Below are 1179 nucleotides of genomic sequence, written 5' to 3' on the forward strand. Positions count from 1 at the left end.
CTAAATCCCTAGCCAGCCAGAGTTGCCAACTCATCAAGGGCATTAAATCACTCCACCGCTCACATTGAGAGGGAGTTCTCAGGTTAGGCAATGTCCAATGTAATCTTTGCTTGGCTTTCCCGTTACCAATGATCCACTCCAAAACGTCGTAAATACTTAAACCAAACTATTTCTAAAGGTAGAGTTCGTTTTCCCACCCAAGCCAACCACAAGGGTGGAAACGGCTGACCGTTTGACATGGGATTGAGTCTTTCGATGAGAATTAAATTGACAGGATGTTCAGGGGCGCGATAAAAATGTAAGTCAAGCCATTGACGGACTCGGACTTGTCCCAACTGTGGATGAGAGTCAATTTCGATCGCAGTATCCACTTTGAGCCATGTGGTTGGGTCATTGAGTCTCATTTTGGACCCGTGTTTTCGCGGTCTACCGCGACCACTATAGGCTGGTGGTGCTGACCAAAAACAAGCATTCTTTCGGACTCTCATTAAGCAATCAGCTTGAATATCTGCTTGCGCTAATACCCAAGTTGCATTGCCATATTCGGGCGTCTAAGACTGCTAATATTGGGTTGACGCTTTGTTCGCAAACAAGTTTGAGTTGGGAAGCTGCTTGAAGTATGGGTGAAGACCCACTACTAATTCTTTCATGGAGTAGGGGTAATGCCCAACTTCCTTGTTCTTCAGGTATCCACGCAATTGTACTATATCCCTGTCCAACAATGCAGCCTTTCTGATATTCATGGGTTCTGTCTTTTAATGTTTGAGCGTCAGGTCTCGCCCATGCAGTGTGGTCAATTGCCACTAATATATGTTCTGTTCTAGGTACTTGCTGCTGTAATTGCTCTTGATACAGCATCATCAGTTTTTTCCGGTCTGGTCTACAGTCTTGTAAGGCTTCATAGACGCTTGACCATTGACGATTGAATAGCGGACGCTCGCGAAAATTCCGCTCCTCAAGCCGCATTCCTGGTTGTCATTACTGCATCCATCAGCTCGAATGTTGCATATGAGGCCAGCACTAATAACTCGTATGCTGCTTGACGAAAGTCTTTTAATCGTTCACTGTTCATTAAGGGAGTGGATAGTTTTTCTTTTCACCCTTATTCTCTCCCAGCGCGGTGGCTCTAGTTCTTCTGAAGCCACCTTTCTCATCTTTATTTAGTCTAAACTACAGTAA

Annotated in this window: 2 protein-coding genes; both read right to left on the reverse strand. The window is 44.9% G+C overall.

Annotation, left to right across the window (positions count from 1 at the left end; all coding sequences use genetic code 11):
- Positions 1 to 122: 122 nt before the first annotated feature.
- Positions 123 to 488 carry a hypothetical protein gene (locus tag QUB24_RS33440; RefSeq protein ID WP_333157888.1) on the reverse strand — a complete coding sequence of 122 codons (366 nt, stop codon included), beginning with the start codon at positions 486 to 488 and terminating at the stop codon, positions 123 to 125.
- A 7-nt stretch (positions 489 to 495) separates the two neighbouring features.
- Positions 496 to 861, reverse strand: a complete 366-nt coding sequence (locus QUB24_RS33445; RefSeq protein ID WP_333157890.1) for a hypothetical protein — start codon at positions 859 to 861, stop codon at positions 496 to 498.
- Positions 862 to 1179: the final 318 nt, after the last annotated feature.

The sequence above is a fragment of the Microcoleus sp. B9-D4 genome (genome assembly GCF_036705105.1).
In the GTDB taxonomy this organism is placed as follows: Bacteria; Cyanobacteriota; Cyanobacteriia; order Cyanobacteriales; family Microcoleaceae; genus Microcoleus.

Bases quoted from the DNA above. Each gene is read 5' to 3' on its own strand.
- QUB24_RS33440 (WP_333157888.1), bottom strand. From the start codon at position 488: ATGAGAGTCCGAAAGAATGCTTGTTTTTGGTCAGCACCACCAGCCTAT.
- QUB24_RS33445 (WP_333157890.1), bottom strand. From the start codon at position 861: ATGATGCTGTATCAAGAGCAATTACAGCAGCAAGTACCTAGAACAGAA.